The organism is Anaerobacillus sp. 63XJN7_4_ISO-PGPR-S23-413, assembly GCF_056173725.1.
Genome location: NZ_CM149688.1, coordinates 1,725,477 through 1,743,063, shown reverse-complemented (window position 1 = coordinate 1,743,063; position 17,587 = coordinate 1,725,477). Strand labels below are relative to the sequence as shown.

The 17,587-nt window shown below is 42.1% G+C and carries 18 protein-coding genes and 1 other annotated feature; all 18 genes read right to left on the bottom strand.

Annotation, left to right across the window (positions count from 1 at the left end):
- Positions 1 to 93: 93 nt before the first annotated feature.
- Positions 94 to 1,410, bottom strand: coding sequence for a solute carrier family 23 protein (locus tag AC0VYO_RS09465; protein WP_430242781.1), 1,317 nt, complete (start codon positions 1,408 to 1,410; stop codon positions 94 to 96).
- 163 nt (positions 1,411 to 1,573) lie between these two features.
- A complete protein-coding gene (gene pyrR, locus AC0VYO_RS09460; protein ID WP_194221361.1) occupies positions 1,574 to 2,116 on the bottom strand; it encodes a bifunctional pyr operon transcriptional regulator/uracil phosphoribosyltransferase PyrR in 543 nt (180 codons plus the stop codon).
- Between the two features lie 192 nt (positions 2,117 to 2,308).
- Complete coding sequence (locus AC0VYO_RS09455; protein WP_194221360.1) at positions 2,309 to 3,223, bottom strand: RluA family pseudouridine synthase; 915 nt, start codon at positions 3,221 to 3,223, stop codon at positions 2,309 to 2,311.
- The gene (lspA, locus tag AC0VYO_RS09450; RefSeq protein ID WP_283152264.1) at positions 3,223 to 3,684 is read right to left on the bottom strand and encodes a signal peptidase II; all 462 of its coding nucleotides are present in this window, start codon (positions 3,682 to 3,684) and stop codon (positions 3,223 to 3,225) included. Before lspA ends, AC0VYO_RS09455 begins: the two co-directional genes overlap by 1 nt.
- A gap of 134 nt (positions 3,685 to 3,818) precedes the next feature.
- On the bottom strand, positions 3,819 to 6,575 hold the full coding sequence (ileS, locus tag AC0VYO_RS09445) for an isoleucine--tRNA ligase (protein ID WP_303531210.1): 2,757 nt from the start codon (positions 6,573 to 6,575) through the stop codon (positions 3,819 to 3,821).
- 109 nt (positions 6,576 to 6,684) lie between these two features.
- Positions 6,685 to 6,894: a binding site (T-box leader), on the bottom strand.
- A 74-nt stretch (positions 6,895 to 6,968) separates the two neighbouring features.
- Positions 6,969 to 7,481 carry a DivIVA domain-containing protein gene (locus tag AC0VYO_RS09440; protein WP_475367250.1) on the bottom strand — a complete coding sequence of 171 codons (513 nt, stop codon included), beginning with the start codon at positions 7,479 to 7,481 and terminating at the stop codon, positions 6,969 to 6,971.
- 91 nt (positions 7,482 to 7,572) lie between these two features.
- Positions 7,573 to 8,346 (bottom strand): YlmH family RNA-binding protein, encoded by a 774-nt coding sequence (locus AC0VYO_RS09435; RefSeq protein WP_475368907.1) that lies wholly within the window; start codon positions 8,344 to 8,346, stop codon positions 7,573 to 7,575.
- Complete coding sequence (locus AC0VYO_RS09430; RefSeq protein ID WP_194221355.1) at positions 8,346 to 8,609, bottom strand: YggT family protein; 264 nt, start codon at positions 8,607 to 8,609, stop codon at positions 8,346 to 8,348. Before AC0VYO_RS09430 ends, AC0VYO_RS09435 begins: the two co-directional genes overlap by 1 nt.
- A 19-nt stretch (positions 8,610 to 8,628) precedes the next feature.
- Positions 8,629 to 9,063 carry a cell division protein SepF gene (locus AC0VYO_RS09425; protein ID WP_194221354.1) on the bottom strand — a complete coding sequence of 145 codons (435 nt, stop codon included), beginning with the start codon at positions 9,061 to 9,063 and terminating at the stop codon, positions 8,629 to 8,631.
- 27 nt (positions 9,064 to 9,090) lie between these two features.
- Positions 9,091 to 9,768 (bottom strand): YggS family pyridoxal phosphate-dependent enzyme, encoded by a 678-nt coding sequence (locus AC0VYO_RS09420; RefSeq protein ID WP_430242794.1) that lies wholly within the window; start codon positions 9,766 to 9,768, stop codon positions 9,091 to 9,093.
- A gap of 7 nt (positions 9,769 to 9,775) precedes the next feature.
- Positions 9,776 to 10,603, bottom strand: coding sequence for a peptidoglycan editing factor PgeF (gene pgeF / locus AC0VYO_RS09415; protein ID WP_430242797.1), 828 nt, complete (start codon positions 10,601 to 10,603; stop codon positions 9,776 to 9,778).
- 93 nt (positions 10,604 to 10,696) lie between these two features.
- Complete coding sequence (locus tag AC0VYO_RS09410; protein WP_098443312.1) at positions 10,697 to 10,966, bottom strand: YlmC/YmxH family sporulation protein; 270 nt, start codon at positions 10,964 to 10,966, stop codon at positions 10,697 to 10,699.
- A 70-nt stretch (positions 10,967 to 11,036) separates the two neighbouring features.
- A complete protein-coding gene (gene sigG / locus AC0VYO_RS09405) occupies positions 11,037 to 11,816 on the bottom strand; it encodes an RNA polymerase sporulation sigma factor SigG (RefSeq protein WP_194221351.1) in 780 nt (259 codons plus the stop codon).
- An 83-nt stretch (positions 11,817 to 11,899) separates the two neighbouring features.
- The gene (sigE, locus tag AC0VYO_RS09400; RefSeq protein ID WP_194221350.1) at positions 11,900 to 12,619 is read right to left on the bottom strand and encodes an RNA polymerase sporulation sigma factor SigE; all 720 of its coding nucleotides are present in this window, start codon (positions 12,617 to 12,619) and stop codon (positions 11,900 to 11,902) included.
- A gap of 34 nt (positions 12,620 to 12,653) precedes the next feature.
- Positions 12,654 to 13,571 carry a sigma-E processing peptidase SpoIIGA gene (spoIIGA, locus tag AC0VYO_RS09395; RefSeq protein ID WP_430242800.1) on the bottom strand — a complete coding sequence of 306 codons (918 nt, stop codon included), beginning with the start codon at positions 13,569 to 13,571 and terminating at the stop codon, positions 12,654 to 12,656.
- A gap of 175 nt (positions 13,572 to 13,746) precedes the next feature.
- The gene (gene thrB / locus AC0VYO_RS09390) at positions 13,747 to 14,682 is read right to left on the bottom strand and encodes a homoserine kinase (protein WP_475368906.1); all 936 of its coding nucleotides are present in this window, start codon (positions 14,680 to 14,682) and stop codon (positions 13,747 to 13,749) included.
- Positions 14,667 to 15,722, bottom strand: a complete 1,056-nt coding sequence (gene thrC, locus AC0VYO_RS09385) for a threonine synthase (protein ID WP_430242805.1) — start codon at positions 15,720 to 15,722, stop codon at positions 14,667 to 14,669. Before thrC ends, thrB begins: the two co-directional genes overlap by 16 nt.
- A complete protein-coding gene (locus AC0VYO_RS09380; RefSeq protein WP_430242808.1) occupies positions 15,722 to 17,014 on the bottom strand; it encodes a homoserine dehydrogenase in 1,293 nt (430 codons plus the stop codon). The genes thrC and AC0VYO_RS09380 overlap by 1 nt, the downstream gene beginning before the upstream one ends.
- Positions 17,015 to 17,587: the final 573 nt, after the last annotated feature.

The window sequence follows — 17,587 nt, the reverse complement described above, 5'->3', positions numbered from 1 at the left end:
GGGTTGTCAGGGTGCAGAAGGATAGACGCGTTTAAGTAAACGCATCTCTTTCCCACCCTTTTAGGTCTCTCTGTACCTTTTTAAAGGATGATGCTATGCAGCTGGTTCGTTATTTTCAAGATCTTCTTCAAACATTTTCTCAACCGATTGCTGTGAGCTTCCGCCAGGCAAAATGAGGTTCAGCGTAATACCAATGACGGTCGCAAGCGCCATTCCTGCAATTTGCAAGTTGTCACTAACCTGGATGAATGCCCCACCTACACCGATGACTAGGATTACGGAGGAGATAATCAAGTTGCGCTTTTCACCAAGATCAATTTTGTTATCAATCAGCATGCGCAAGCCAGATGATGCAATAATTCCGAAGAGAAGGATCGACACGCCGCCCATGACAGCTGTTGGAATCGTTGAGATAAGAGCTGTTACTTTTCCAATGAAGCCGAACATAAGGGCAAGGACAGCAGCCCCTCCGATGACGAATACGCTGAATACTCGTGTTATCGCAAGCACACCGATGTTTTCCCCATATGTCGTATTCGGCGGTCCACCAAGGCAAGATGCGATCATTGTGGCTACTCCGTCTCCAAGAATGGAACGATGGAGACCTGGAGTTTTCAAGAAATTCTTGCCGGCAACTTTACTTAAAACCATCTGATCGCCAATGTGCTCTGCAATCGTGACAACTGCAATTGGTACCATGATGAATAAGATTTCCCATGAGAAGACATCAACCGGGTTGTAATCCGCAAACGGGATGATGAAATCCGGCATTTGAAAGAATGAAGCTTCTTTAATTGGAGTAAGGTCAACAATACCCATGAAGTAAGCAAATGTGTATCCAGATACAATGCCGATTAAAATCGGAATCAGGCTGAAAAATCCTCTTAAAAACATGGAAGCGAGAATGGTAATCCCTAGCGTAACAAGCGCGACAGTAAAGTGCGTGCCGCTATAGGCTTCCGTAGCAGGGTTATTCATCGCCATGTCAATCGCCGTTCCTGCAAGACCTAGTCCGATGACCATGATCACGGGGCCAACTACGATCGGTGGAAGAAGTTTTAACAGCCAGTTTAACCCAAGCGCTCGAATCCCAATTGCGACAAGACCGTAGACAATCCCGGCAAAAAAGCTTCCGATCATGGCTCCCTCAGGTCCGTGTAAAGAGACGGCTGAAATGATTGGTGCAATAAAGGCGAATGACGACCCCAGGTATGCTGGGATGCGACCTTTCGTTATGGCAAGATAAGCTAGCGTCCCAAGTCCACTTGAGACAAGGGCGACCGCCGGATCAAGTCCGACGAGAAATGGAACTAATATCGTTGCGCCAAACATGGCGAATAAATGCTGTAAGCTTAATGTGAGCCAGCTTGAAGGTTTGGGTACCTCTCGAATTCCTAATACTTTTTTCATGATGTATTCCTCCTTGGTTGTGCGTGTCCCGGCCATCGTTTTTCTTAACCCTAAGGTATAAAAAAACTCCTTGCATGGCCGCAAGGAGGTACACGCGTGTCCTTAAACGGAACGCGTCTCCTCCCTTGGCCGTCTCTCTGGACGGATTTAAAGGGAGCACGATTTATGATTGTGATAAGCTAACTTGGTCAAAGTCATCTACTTCTGTAAGAGCAACTTCAATGATTTCTTCTTTTGCTGTTGGTACGTTCTTCCCTACATAATCGGGACGAATTGGTAATTCTCTGTGTCCACGATCAACTAGCACCGCCAGTTGAATTTGTGATGGACGTCCAAGATCCATTAAGGCATCCATTGCAGCACGAACGGTTCTGCCTGTATAAAGGACATCGTCAATAAGTATCACTTTTTGATCTGTTACATCCTTTGAAATGCTTGTGCCTTTTATTAGGGGATCCTGATCTTCGTTTTTGTGAGTAAGGTCATCGCGATACATGGTGATATCAACTTCTCCTACTGAAATCGCTGATCCTTCAATTTGTTCGATTCGTTCAGCTAATCTCTCAGCTAAATAAATGCCTCTTGTTTTAATCCCAACAAGCATTGTATTATCAATGCCTTTATTACGCTCTAGGATTTCATGTGCAATTCGCGTAAGCGCTCTTCGAATCGCTTGATCATCGAGCAAAATGCGTTTGTTTTCCATGATGATCGCCCCTCTCTCTTTATCGGTCTGTGGCATTAAAAAACCCTTTTGCCATGAGGGCAAAAGGGTTTTGGGCATACAAATGTACCGATCGTACATAGCCGTTTTTCCTTTGCAGCCTCACGGGACTGTCTTTAAAGGGTATGCTATTGTCTATAAAGAGTATCGCAAAGATCTCTTCTTAAGTCAACCTTAATCTTGTCTAAGTCGCTTTAATAAACGTTCAATATCCTCTGGAATAGGAGCAGAGAATTCAAGCCACTCTTCTGTTACAGGGTGACTGAAGCCTAGAACACCGGCATGAAGAGCCTGACCATCAATCGGAAGCGACTTTCTTCTTGGGCCATATTTAGGATCACCTGCAACGGGATGATCGATATATTTCATATGAACTCGAATTTGATGCGTACGACCAGTTTCAAGCTTACACTCAACATAAGTAAACTGCTTATAACGTTCTAGAACATGAAAATGCGTAACCGCATCTCGGCTATTTTCATCCGTTACCGTCATCTTCTGACGATCTTGCTTATCTCGCCCGATTGGTGCATCAATTGTCCCCACGTCATGCTGGATGTTGCCATGAACGATGGCAGTATAACGTCGGTTAACGGTTTTAGCTTGAAGCTGCTTTACAAGTGATTCATGGGCTTTGTCGTTCTTTGCGACCATTAATAATCCTGAAGTATCTTTATCAATCCGATGGACGATACCAGGACGGACAACACCGTTAATACCGCTTAGATCGTTAACTTGATACATTAACCCATTAACAAGCGTTCCGCTAGCATGTCCTGGAGCTGGGTGAACAACCATTCCTCGTGGTTTGTTCACGACAAGAACATCCGCATCCTCGTAAACAATCTCAAGGTTCAGATTTTCTGCTACAATTTCTAATTCTTCAGGCTCAGGAACGGTTACTTCGATCTCATCGCCTGCTGTTGCTTTATAATTGCCTTTCACGTCTTCGCCGTTCACTTGAATATTTTTATCTTTAATCCAAGCTTGAACCTGGCTACGCGACCAGTCATTTTCATAAGAAGTAATGAGCTTATCGATTCGCTCACCTTTCTCTTCTTCTGCTACTTTAAATGTGAATTTTTCCATTAGTTTTCCCCTTTAGCCTGCTTACTTTCAAAAATGGTTCCGATAAAGATAAGAATAACACCTACAACAAGGGAGGCATCGGCAACGTTAAAGATCGGAAAATCATAAGAGAAGATAAATGTGTTCACAAAATCTACTACTTCTCCACGAAGGACTCGATCTATAAAGTTCCCTATTGCACCACCAAGTATGAGTGCTAGGGTGACGCTAACGAAACGGCTATGTTTATATTGTCTCATATAATAAATAACCGCTCCAATGACGAAAATGGTAATGATATAAAAGAAAATCATCTGTCCTTGAAGGATTCCGAAGGCGGCGCCCCGGTTTCGATGAGAAGTTAGATAAAGAAAATCATTGATTAATGTAATGTTTTCACCATATTCCATGTACTTCACAACAAGCCATTTCGTCCACTGATCTAGAACAATGATGCCTATGGCTATGAGATATTTCCACACGAGCGCTCCTCCGATCAAATGTTACTTCCTATGAAAGTTTAGCACAGCTTGCTTCAGCAGACAATCGAAACTGAGCTAACAACAAAGAAAAGACGCTTCGCATCGCAAAGCGTCTTTTCGATATATTTCATTAATTAGTAATGATTTTTAACTGTTTCAGCACAGCTAGCGCAAAGAGTTGGGTATTCGCTATTAGCGCCAACGTCTTTTTTCACTTGCCAGCAGCGCTCACACGTTTCTCCCTCAGCAGGTGAAACGGAGATCGCTAGTTCTTCATATACTTTCGCTTCTGCTGGTGCTTCAGCCTTCGTACCGGCCACTGTAGCACCTGATACGATAAAGAGCTTCTCAAGATTTGCTACGCCTTCAAGCAAATCCTTCGTACCATTATCAGCATAAATATGAAGCTGAGCGGTTAACGATTTACCAATTTTCTTCTCGTTACGCGCTTCTTCTAGTGCTTTTAGAACTTCGTCACGAAGCTCCATCACATGATCCCATTTTTCTTCAAGATCAGCTGTACCTTCAAAATTCTTCACTTCTGGCATATCGGAAAGCTGTACATACTCTTCCTTCTCACCAGGGACAAACTGCCATACTTCTTCAGCAGTGTGCGGAATGATAGGCGAAAGAAGTTTCGTAAGCGCAACAGCTGTCTGATAAAGAACCGTTTGGATCGCACGACGGTTCGGGTGATCTGCATGTTCAATATAAAGCGTGTCTTTCGCGATATCGAGATAGAACGAGCTCATTTCAATTGTAAAGAAGTTATGGATCGTATTATAAACCGTTAAGAACTGATACTCATCATAAGCTTTTTTCACTTTCGATACGAGATTATTTAGCTTCACAAGCATATACTGATCAAGTTCACCTAAATCCTTATACGCCACTTGATGCTCTGTTGGGTCAAATCCTTCAAGGTTCCCAAGCATAAAGCGGAACGTGTTGCGAATCTTTCGGTACACTTCAGCTACTTGTTTTAAAATATCATTCGATACGCGAACGTCAGCTTGATAATCCGCCGATGATACCCATAGACGAAGAATATCCGCACCCAATTGTTTCATAACATCATTCGGTACCATTGTATTTCCAAGTGACTTACTCATTTTCTTTCCTTCACCGTCAAGAATAAATCCATGACTGAGAACCGCTTTATAAGGTGCTTTCCCTGTTACGGCTACAGCTGTTGAAAGGGACGAGTTAAACCAGCCACGGTACTGATCAGAACCTTCTAGATACAAATCAGCAGGTCTTGCAAGGTCGCTTCTTTCTTCCAGAACAGCTTGGTGAGAAGAACCTGAGTCAAACCAAACATCCATGATATCCATTTCTTTGCGGAATTCACCGTTTGGACTATGCTCTGAAGTAAATCCTTCAGGTAGAAGTTCTTTTGCATCCCACTCAAACCAAATGTTTGATCCATGCTTACGGAACAATTCTGATACATGAGCAATTGTCTCATCTGTAATGATTGGCTCATTATTTTCGCCATAGAACACTGGGATTGGAACGCCCCATGCACGTTGACGAGAAATACACCAATCTTCACGATCCTTCACCATATTATGAAGGCGAATTTCACCCCATGATGGGAACCATTTCACATCTGCTACAGCTTGAAGAAGTTCAGGGCGGAACTCTTTGATCGACGCAAACCACTGCTCTGTTGCACGGAAAATGATTGGTTTCTTCGTACGCCAATCGTGTGGGTAAGAGTGAGTGAAGAATGTAAGCTTCACTAGCGCGCCAACTTCTTCAAGTTTTTCAGTAATTGGTTTATTTGCTTTGTCATAGAACATACCTTCAAAGCCAGGAGCTTCGTCAGTGAAAACACCTTTCTCATCTACAGGGCAAAGGATGTCTAGCTTATACTTTCTTCCGATCATATAGTCATCTTCACCGTGTCCCGGGGCTGTATGAACGCAACCTGTACCTGCGTCAAGCGTTACGTGGTCACCAAGGATCACAAGAGATTCACGATCGTAGATTGGATGCTGAGCCGTCACGTATTCAAGTTCGCTACCTTTTACGCGCTTCACTTCACTTACGTTGTTCCACTCAAATTCTTCTTTTAATTGATCAACAAGCTCTGTTGCTACAACATATTTCGTACCATCCGCTTCAATGACGCTGTATTCAAACTTCTCATTCAACGCAATGGCAAGGTTTGAAGGAATTGTCCACGGTGTTGTTGTCCAGATGATAAATTTCTCATCGCCATCAAGAACACCTTTTCCATCTTTTACATCAAACGCAACGTAAATCGATGCAGAGCGCTTATCTTGATACTCGATCTCAGCTTCTGCTAATGCTGATTCAGATGTCGGAGACCAATAAACGGTTTTTTTATCTTTATAAATATAACCGCGTTTTGCCATTTCTCCGAACACTTTAATTTGCTGTGCTTCATAGCCTTTATCAAGCGTAATATATGGATTATCCCAATCAGCACGAACTCCAAGTCGCTTGAATTGTTCACGCTGACGATCAACTTGTTTTAATGCGTATTCTTCACATTTCTTTCTAAATTCAGCAACCGTTAACTTCTTACGATCGACGCCTTTTTTCGTTAACGCCTGCTCGATTGGAAGTCCGTGCGTATCCCAACCAGGAACATATGGAGCATTAAAACCGTTCATTGATTTATATCGAACGATGATATCTTTTAAAACTTTGTTCTCTGCATGACCCATATGGATGTCACCATTGGCATATGGAGGGCCATCATGTAGGACGAATAGGGGGCGGTCCTTCGTTCTTTCCTGTACTTTTTCATAGAGATTAATGTTTGCCCATTCTTTTTGCATGTCGGGCTCTTTATTCGGTAAATTTCCTCTCATCGGAAATTTTGTTTTTGGCATTAAGAGCGTTTCTTTATAGCTCATGAGGTTTCCTCCTTCAACTTATAACGAGCAACAACCGTAACGATCTTCAGCCACTCGGGAGTTGTTTCTTCAAAGTGTGCTACAAAATAAAAAAACCTTCTCGTCCCCGAAAAGGGACGAGAAGGTTTTCCCGTGGTACCACCCAAATTAAGCTTTGCGCTCACTTTGCATTCGTAACGTGAATGATTCGCCGAGGCTTACTTATCGTTCAGCACGGGACTCAGGGGCGATCTTCTCTGATTGCTTAACACCGGCTCACACCATTCCCGGCTCGCTTTGTTAAGTAAGAATCAGATACTCTTCCCATCTTCGTCGATCGTTATTGCTATTAATAGAAGTATAGTGTAAATAAAAATAAGAAGTCAAGGAAATGACAAAAAATAAATGAGTGCTTTATGCTTTTTCTTCGATTTGCTCCTGTTGCTGATCTTCTTCCTCATCAAATCGAGCCACTAAGCCATCCCAGTCTTCATTATTTAGCATCTCTAGCTGGGCTTCAACTAGCATACGAAAACGCGTGCGATAAACCGCTGCTTGTTTTTTCAGCTCTTCATTATCCATGGAGATTTTACGCGCTTTAGCAAGCGAATCATTAATAATGCGGTCGGCATTTTTCTCAGCTTCTTTTACGATGAGCTGGGATTCTTTCTTAGCGTTTTGTCTCACTTCTTCCGCTGACTCTTGTGCTACTAGGATCGACTTATTTAACGTTTCTTCAAGGTTTGAGAAGTGCCCAAGTCGTTCTTCTAGAAGCTTCACTCTCTCATTCAATTCTTTCTTTTCTCTGATTACCGTTTCATAATCTTTGATTACCTGATCAAGAAACTCATTGACCTCATCTTCATCATAACCGCGGAATCCGCGTGTAAATTCTTTGTTATGAATATCTAATGGTGTTAAAGGCAATTCAGCCACCTCCGATTTACTCTCTTTTTTCATATACCCGGCTTACTCGTATTTCGACAATCATTTGGATATTCCTTCTATTTATGACAAACTATTTACGAATTTGATACGTAATTCGCCATTTATCCCGCTTTGTTTTGCCATCAACAGAAATAATCTTACTTCTACCTGAACCTCGTAACGATAAATAGTCTCCCTCTTTCACTTCAGCAGAAGGTTGACTGACGATCTTCCAATTTAATTTCGCTCGATCATGTTCAATCATCGGAGCAACCTTACCTCGTGATAGATTGTATACTTCAGCAAGTACCGTATCCAAACGAAGGCTTGTTACTGTGCCTGACTGCTCCTGCCAGGAAGCTTCTTCGACGCTTACGCTCGTTAATGGAATTTCGTTAGGAGATATGGACGCTTTCCCTGCATGTGTTAAATTCATTTTCACGAAATCAGCAATTTCCTTCGCTACGATTAAATGCGCAGCACTATCCTGCACAAGGATATCTCCAAACTTCTCACGCTTAATTCCAAGACCCATCATTGCCCCAAGCAAATCTGGATGAGTAAGTGATACGAATTTGGCTGGATATGTAATTTCAAAAGCGATTATCTCGAAATCTTCCGTTGTTGGTTCAAAGTAAGGAGGAACAAGAAGAGCCCTCTGACGCTCAGACCCTTCAACTCCACCCGAAAAAAACACGCCCACGTCAGAGTGATTTCCAATGATTTGCCTCACCATATCCTGTTCTCTTGGATCAAGAAAATCGGTTAACCTGGGAGCATACCTTTCTTGAACCTCATCCTGCCATTGTAAAACGCGATCGACAAATGTTCTTTCTTCTGGACGATAGTGTTCGTAAATAGACATTAGCCTATGAATCTAAAGACCGCAATAATTCCATATTGCACAAACTGAAGTGCGAAAATGGCTACGATCGGAGAAATATCAAGCATTCCACCGATTGGAGGAATAATCTTACGAAACGGAGCTAGATATGGTTCTGCTATAGAAGCAATCATTCGTCCAATAGAAGATTCTCTTGCATTTGGAATCCATGACATAAAGATGTAAATGATGAGGATCCACGTATAAATTTGTACTGCTGAAAGTAAGATTGAAACTATGTTCAAACTTTTCACCCTTTCTTAATTACTGGTCTTCGTAAATTTCATCTGTAATGTTACCTGAAATTTCAACATTGTCCGGTGTACATATAAACGTATCCGGACCGAGTTTCTGAATATCGCCACCAACAGCGTAGACTGTTCCACTTAGAAAATCGACAATGCGTCTCGCCTGATCTTGTGGAATACGTTGAAGATTCATCACAACAGACTTCCGATTTTTCACGTGATCAGCGATATCCTGAGCTTCAGCATACACTCTTGGTTCAACTAGCACAACTCTTGAGTTCTTATGAACGCTTTGAAGACTTACCACATTTTGTTTAGACTGCTTACGATTCGCTCGAGTTACTTCAGGCTCTTCTTCTTCCATATATGAATCTTGCTCCTGCTGCTCATCCAACTCTATCGTTTCATCATCAAGTTCAAAGAACTGCTTGAATTTCGTTTTGATACCCAATTCCCTGCACCTCCTGGAGAGCTTATTTTATTTTTCATTTCCGACAAGTGACGATCCAATGCGAACATATGTCGCGCCCTCTTCAACAGCAATTTCATAATCATTTGACATCCCCATTGAAAGCTCATTGCATGGAGCATGTGGGAGTGAAAGGCTTTGGACACGTTCTCCAAGCTCACGAAGTTTCTTGAAAACATCTCGAATTTCATTTGTATTATCTGTATGCGGAGCCATAGCCATTAATCCTACGACTTTAATAGATGAGAATTCATTAAGTGACTCAATAAAAGGTAGCGTCTCACCTGGCGATAATCCATGCTTAGATTCTTCACCAGACACGTTAACTTGCACAAAACAGTTTACTTCACCATCAGCTCTCTTTTGTATTTCTTTAGCTAGAGATATACGATCGAGGGAGTGAATATAATTTACAAATGGAAGAATGTCTTTTACTTTACGAGATTGTAGTGTGCCAATAAAGTGCCACGAAGGCAATGTGCCAATAGCTTCTACTTTCTTCAATAGCCCCTCATCACGACTTTCACCGAAGTGAGTAACGCCAGCTTCTAATGCTTCTTTTGTACGTTCGACGCTAACATATTTCGTCACCGCTACAACATGAATATGCTGAGGATCACGACATGACCGTTCTGCTGCTGCGTTAATTTTTCCTTTGATTGTTTCTAGACTTTCTCTTACATTCACGATAACGCTATACCTCCCCGAGTCCTATGTATGCCATCATTCTTCCTGTTTTTCCATTTTCATTTCGGTGAGAGAAAAACAGATTGCTACAGCTTGTACAATAGTCACTAACTGATAGTTGACTCGCCTTAATCCCTGACCGAAGGAGGAGCTCGCGATTCACGGCTTTTAAATCAAGCTGGTATTTCCCTGTTGCTTTTTCATCAAAAAACAGATCCTGATCTCCTACTAGCGCTTTAATGTGTTCGATAACGCCATCATCAACCTCGTAGCAACATTTCCCTATTGAAGGGCCGACTGCAGCATAAATATCGTCGGTTTGGATTCCATCATTGTTCCACGCACGAATCATCTCTCCTGCAATATTCTTCGTTGTTCCTTTCCAGCCTGCGTGGGCAATCCCCACTCTTTTAGCTGATGGCGCATAGAAATAGAGCGGTACGCAATCGGCATAAAGAGCGGTTAGAAGAACTTCGGGATCATCTGTATATAGCCCGTCCACTTTCGGAACGGCATCTTGATGATTCGTTGCTCCTCGTCCCTTATCCGCTGCTGTTACATTCGCAATGTCGGCGCCATGAATTTGCTCACCAACGATCCATCGATCAAGGGATTGTCCGATATCATAGGCAAGGGTTTCGCGATTTATTAGTACATCTCTCGCTCGATCTGGTACGTGGAATCCAAGATTCAAGCTAGAAAACGGAGTCTGGCTAACTCCGTTTCTACGGGTTGAAAAACCTGCTATCAGGTTATCGTTCCGTTCAGCTTGATCTGGAAATTTCAGTGCCAGTGATGTTTTATGTGTTGATGGTTGAAATGGTTCTTTTTCCACAGTTGCACCCCTTTATACCATGATACAGTTTATACCTTATTTTATCATAATATGTTGTGCCTAAGGGATATAGATTGTTAGATCTTTCTTTCCTTATGATTCTTTCTGAAACGATTCGCCATCAGCTGTATCATGATGTCTTACTAGAATGACATCTGACCCAATTTTCACTATGTTGCGCCATGGAATAACGACATCACTTTCTCGCGCAAACAATCCCATCATTTTACCTGCCCCTGGAATCACAATCGCTTCTATTTTTCCTGTCGTTAAATTAATTTCCAGATCAGCGATGTGACCAAGCTTACGTCCATTCGAGACATTCACAACATCTTTCACCTGAAATTCTGATATTTTTATCATCGCGCACCCACCTTTCATCTCATTATATGAAAAGAAGGCAAAAGAAAAGACCTGTTTCCCAGGTCTCGTTCTAACTTTGGATATTTTTATTCATTTGGTGTATCGCCGCTTTCTCGAGTCGGGACACCTGTGCCTGCGAAATTCCAATCTCATCTGCTACTTCCATTTGCGTTTTACCCTGGAAGAATCTCATTTGTAAGATCATGTTCTCTCGCTGATTTAATCTTGTCATGGCTTCCTTTAAAGCAATATCTTCAAGCCACTGGATGTCTTTCTGTTTATCATCACTGATTTGATCCATAACGAAAATGGGGTCGCCTCCATCATTATAAATAGGTTCAAATAATGAAACAGGATCCTGAATCGCATCAAGTGCAAAGACTACTTCTTCCTTCGTCACCCCAAGCTCTTTGGCAATTTCAGTCGGATTTGGTTCTTTGGAATTCTTCGTCATTAATTTATCTCTAATCTGGAGAGACTTATAAGCGATATCTCTTAAAGATCGTGACACTCTGATCGGATTATTGTCACGGAGATATCTTCTGATTTCACCGATGATCATCGGCACTGCATAAGTAGAGAATTTCACGTTTTGCCCTAAATCAAAGTTATCTATGGATTTCATCAGGCCAATGCAGCCCACCTGAAATAGATCATCCACGTATTCTCCTCGATTATTAAATCGCTGGATCACGCTTAGAACAAGTCTTAAATTACCATTCACTAGTTCTTCACGTGCCGAAATATCCCCTTCCTGCATCTGCTTAAAGAGTACTCTCATTTTTTCATTTTTAAGTACTGGAAGTTTGGATGTATCTACTCCACAAATCTCGACTTTGTTTCGTGTCAACTCATTCCCTCCTCATCGGAGATGCTGTCAAAGTAAAGTATCTCCGCGAGTGGGAATTTTATGCATCTATTATGCTAAGAAGCTCAGACCATTTTATTGAACTCTTTTCGAAGTCGTTTAATGATGCGCTTTTCGAGCCTTGAAATATATGATTGAGAAATGCCAAGTAAATCGGCAACATCTTTTTGCGTTTTCTCTTCTTCTCCAGCAAGACCAAACCTTAGCTCCATAATTTGTTTTTCTCTTGGATTAAGTGTTTCTAATGCCTTCACAAGTAATCTACGATCGACGCGAGCTTCTATCCCGCGCGTAATGATATCTTCATCTGTCCCTAGTACATCAGACAAAAGGAGCTCATTCCCATCCCAGTCCACATTAAGCGGCTCATCAAATGAAACTTCTGAGCGTATTTTATTATTCCGTCGAAGGAACATTAATATTTCATTCTCTATACACCTTGATGCATAGGTTGCAAGCTTGATTTTTTTCTCAGGATTAAATGTGTTTACTGCTTTGATGAGACCAATCGTACCAATACTAATTAAATCTTCAATGTTGATCCCCGTATTCTCAAATTTCCGTGCAATATAAACGACCAGGCGAAGATTACGCTCAATTAAAATCGACCTTGCTGCTTTATCTCCCTTAGGTAATTGAATTAATAAATGGGCCTCTTCATCTTTCGATAGAGGAGGAGGTAATGCTTCGCTCCCTCCTATGTAATAGATCTCATCAGGTTTAATACCAAGCTTCATTAGGATCCGCTGCCACCATAGAACTAACTTAATTTTCATTTTCCCCATCTCGAACTCCTCCTTGGTCGTCTTGTTTTCTCTTCTATGACGCAGTCGCCTTATGTCCTGTCAGCATTTTCGGATGAAGGATACACGTATAATCTTTTTCTCCTGAAATCGTATGAAAGCTTAATCCAACAAGTACTTTTTTGACAGTTAATGAACGCCCCTCCATCGAGATCAATACTTCATCCGGCTTTACAGCACACAAGAATTGATGATCTTGTCCGACTGCCCGAAACGGAACAATACGTAACCGATGTTCCCAACGATCCTCCTCTCCTTCTTCCTGGAATTCTGTGATGTTTTTGGCTTTCTGAATAAACGATGGTGGAAAGTTCGCTTCATGCACCGTCATATCGAGGATCATAACAGGTGAGCCGCTTAAAGGGTCTTGTAGCTGGTTGCCGCTATCGACAAGTGCTTTAGCTGAAATTGTCACATCATCAATTCGGATACTAACTTCTGCTAGTTGATCAAAATGAATTCGTGTTGTCTCAAGATGATCCACTCTTCTTTTTGAAAAAAACCAAACAATAGGGAAACCAACTATCACAAAAAGCCAGCTAATGGGGTCCCCAAATCCAGTACTTTGTGTAGCGACCGCTCCGTTATACACTGTCATATCTTTTTGAAAGAAATAATGCGCCCCCATCATTCCTCCGCCAATCATAAACGTGACAAAATAGAAGAGAAGCCAACATTGAAAAAAGCTACGAAACCTTGTAAAGCCAAACGTTACCACAACAATAAGTAAGGAGTAGAGCAGCTTCATGAATGGGTTTACCATAAATGTTAGGGCAGGAACAAAAAGAAAAAGCACATAACACGAAGCGATTAATGCACCAGTAACAAGCCGTCTCTTTTTCACTTGTTTCTTCAGCAGTATCCCAGTTAGCGCAAGTAGCATGTAATCGAAACAAAAATTTAGCAACCAGATCACATCAAGGTATACTGCCACCGAACGCCTCCCCCCTTGCGATTTTGATACTAAGTATAGACTAAGTTTCTTTATAAAACTGTCAGATTGTGCCGGTTAGAGCGAGGTTATTTTGGATAATTATCACTAGTTTTGTCAGGCGATCATCCGTCCAAAAACATAAAAAAAGCCGCCCTTCTAGAGGACGACTTCTCAATTAAATGGATTGATTTTGATAAGCTCCGTACGTTATTTCTATCCCTGTTGACGCAGGTATAAGCAATTCACAACAATACTCAGGAAAAGCTTTTTCTAGCGCTAAGCGAAGTTCATTCGACGATGCTTTGGCATGAAAGACAATTAATGTTGGACCAGCACCGCTTAAAGCAGCTCCATACGCTCCATTATCCATAGCAATCGCACGAACCTTTTCTAAGTCTGGCACTAGATGTTTTCGATAAGGTTGATGAAAAAGATCACGCTCCATTAGCTTACCCGCCAATTTCCAATCATTTTGAAGAGCAGCGCCTACAAAAACATTTGCGATATTGCTTGCCTCTACAGCTTCTTGAAAAGGGAGCATATCGGGCAACACTGATCGAGAATCCGTTGTTTTCAATTTACGATGTGGAATTAGTGCGATCATCTCTAAATCAGTTACTTGATGTGAAATCGTTCCTATACCTTCCTCTCCAGTTGCAATAACTAGTCCTCCATAAAGGGACGCGGCAACATTATCAGCATGGCCTTCAAATGTTGTAGCAATCTGTACTTTTTCTTCAATCGTTAGATGAAGACCCATTGTAAAGTCCGCGATTTCGACAGCAGCGACAATGGCTGCAGCGCTGCTCCCAAGTCCCCTCTCTAAAGGAAGTTCACTCGTCATTGTCACAGTATAAGGAGAAGGTTTCTTTCCATTCCCATACTTCTTTTCGATTTGCTCGATTGTTTGATAAATCATATTATCTTTACCTGCTGGAAATACATCATCAAAGTCAACGTAATGAAAGGACCATTCTGAAGAGGGTTCTAATTTTACGTGCAAATAGCGATTGATTGCAAGACCTACTGAATCAAATCCTGGTCCAAGATTTGAAGTACTACCTGGAACTTTCAAGTAAAGGCCTTCTTCTCTATTCACTGGCTCACACATCCCTTGAGCTCCTCAAGAAACTGTGTTTTATCTGCTGCAACAACACGTGGTTTTGCAACAACAAGGTCCATTGCAGTGGAAGGATCTTTCAATCCATTCCCCGTTAATACGGCAACAACCTTTGATCCCTTCTTAATCTCTCCTGAGGCAACCTGCTTCATTACTCCAGCTACCGAAGCACACGAAGCTGGTTCAGCAAAAACGCCTTCTTTTTTGGCAAGCTCTTGATACGCATGCAAAATTTCATCATCTGTTACGCTATCGATTTTACCTTTCGATTCAATCACAGCTTCTTCTGCAAGATGCCAACTCGCTGGATTCCCTATACGAATGGCTGTAGCGATTGTCTCTGGATTTGGAATGATTTTCTTTTGAACGATCGCAGCGGACCCCTCAGCCTCAAATCCACGCATTTGCGGTCGACTATCTTCTGAGACATATTCTTTAAACCCTTTCCAATATGCAGAAATGTTCCCAGCATTCCCAACTGGAATCGCAAGCACATCTGGCGCTTCCCCAAGCTGATCACATACTTCAAAAGCCGCTGTCTTTTGACCTTCTAATCGGTAAGGATTAACAGAGTTAACAAGAGCAATAGGCTCAGTCTCCGCAATATCGCGCACCATTCTGAGCGCCTCATCAAAATTCCCATCGATCTCAAAAATTTCTGCTCCATAAATCATGGCTTGGGCAAGCTTACCTAGTGCTACTTTCCCCTTAGGTATAACGATAATGCAGCGTAACCCTGCTCTTGCCCCATAAGCTGCGGCCGCAGCTGCTGTGTTGCCTGTAGAAGCACATATAATAGCGTCACTGCCTTCTTCCTTCGCCTTAGCTACAGCCATTACCATGCCGCGATCTTTAAATGAACCAGTCGGATTTGCTCCTTCAATTTTCACATAAAGGGAAATACCTAGTTCGTTTGAAAGTTGCTCAAGCTTTAGCAGCGGTGTATTCCCCTCATTTAGCGTGAGCTGAGGTGTCTCCTCTGTTAGAGGTAAATATTCTTTATATTGCTTAATCAAACCATTCCAGCTCATTACATTCCCTCCACTCGGTAACGACTCTTCACTTCTACGACTACATCCAAGTCTCTTAAACGATTATGAACTTCTTCAAATGCTCGTTGATTCGTTTCATGTGTAATGATGACAAGCTCTGCCGTACCATTATTCACAACTGGCTCTTGAATCAATTTCTCTAAACTTAATCCACGATCTTGGAATAGATGAGAAATTTTTGAAAATGCACCCGGTTCGTCTTTTACAATTAATCTGATAAAATGTTTGCTTTTAATTTGCTCATCGCTTGTTAACTTACGCTCATGCTGTGGAAGAATAACGCTTTTTCCATTCACACCTAACCGCATATTTTTAATAACAGCTACGAGATCGGATACAACCGCAGTGGCAGTCGGTAATTGACCAGCACCAGGGCCATAGAACATTGTTTCTCCTACCGCTTCACCATAGACATACACCGCGTTATATTCATCGTTAACGGACGCTAATGGATGTCTTGAAGGAAGCAATGTTGGCTGAACCGAAAGTTCAATAGATCCGTCTGTTGAGCTCGCAATGCCTAATAATTTAATTGTGTAACCTAGCTTCTTACTATAAGCGATATCTTCTTCATCAACACGTGTGATGCCTTCTACTTTTACATCATCTAATCCAACCTTCATGGAGAAGCCAAGCGTCCCAAGAATCACCATTTTTCTAGCAGCATCTAACCCTTCTACATCAGCAGTAGGATCCGACTCTGCAAATCCAAGGTCCTGAGCTTCTTTTAAGACACTTTCATATGGGACATTGTTTTTTGTCATTTTAGTTAAAATGTAGTTTGTTGTTCCATTCACAATTCCCATTAACTTAGTGATGCGGTCAGAAGATAATCCCTCTACTAAACTTCTAAGAATAGGAATGCCTCCTGCTACACTAGCTTCATAGAAAAGATCACTTTCATGATCAACTGCAGCAGTTAGTAGTTCTCTTCCATGGATCGCCATCAGGTCTTTATTCGCTGTTACAACATGCTTATGATTCTTAAGTGAAGCAAGAATGAACTCTTTCGCCTGATCAATCCCACCAATTACTTCAATCACAACATCGACCTCTGGATTATTGATAACATCTTCAGGATCTTGAGTAAGAACGCTTGAATCTAGATCAACGCTTCTTTCTTTATCCATATCTCTTACAAGCACCTTTGCCACTTTCACCTGACAACCCACTCGCTGCTGTAACTCTTTCTGGTGGGAATCAATCATATGTACAACACCACTACCTACTGTGCCAAGTCCTAACAATCCTACAGATACGCAATCCTTCATATACTCTCCACTCCTTTGTCCTTCTGGTGAGGACACTTGTTTTTATATAATGGACATTATACGTGTGATTGCCCACGAACACAACACCGTTTTCAGAAATAAATAAATTTTATTTATATTAACATAAAAAGCGGAAGTGGTCGACTAGGTCCGACAAGCGCTGGAACCTTTCGTTTGGAACACGCCCTTTGTGTTCTAAGCGAACGGTGAAGCGGCTCGAGGACCTGACCACTGGAGCTGGATTACACAAAAAGCGAAAGTGGTCGACTAGGTCCGACAAGCGCTGGAAACTTTCGATTGGAACACGCCCTTTGTGTTCTAAGCGAACGGTGAAGCGCCTCGAGGACCTGACCACTGGAGCTGGATTACACAAAAAGCGGAAGTGGTCGACTAGGTCCGACAAGCGCTGGAAACTTTCGATTGGAACACGCCCTTTGTGTTCTAAGCGAACGGTGAAGCGCCTCGAGGACCTGACCACTGGAGCTGGATTATAAAAAGCGGAAGTGGTCGACTAGCTCCGACAAGCGCTGGAGCCTTTCGATTGGAACACGCCCTTTGTGTTCTAAGCGAACG